The following is a 293-nucleotide window of genomic DNA, read 5'->3' as shown; positions in this document are numbered from 1 at the left end:
CGTCATCATGCAGCGGGAAGATTACGTTTTAAAGAGCCGGTCAGCGTACTGGGATGCGGACTTGCGTCAGGCCGAATTTGAAGGCGATGTCAGCTTTTTGAATAATGAAGTGACCGTCCACAGTGACAGCGCCCGTTTTCGCGAGCGTCTGAACGATACGGCAACAAGCCCAGACAGCACCGACAGCACGAATAGCAGCGAGCTGGTCCTGCAAAACGCCCGCTATGCTCTGCCCGCTCGCCATATGCGCGGCACCGCCACCCGCATGATCACCCGCTCGGAAGGGACTATTG

General features: G+C 57.3%; 1 protein-coding gene. It reads left to right on the top strand.

Annotated features, from left to right (window positions below; all coding sequences use genetic code 11):
• Positions 1-61 precede the first annotated feature (61 nt).
• The coding region (locus tag Q4563_RS18960) for a hypothetical protein (RefSeq protein WP_303605614.1) at positions 62-293 on the top strand (232 nt) is incomplete at its 3' end.

This window comes from Gilvimarinus sp. 1_MG-2023 (assembly GCF_030548285.1).
Note: the sequence above shows the minus strand (reverse complement) of the source record. Positions and strands in the feature narration are given on the sequence as shown.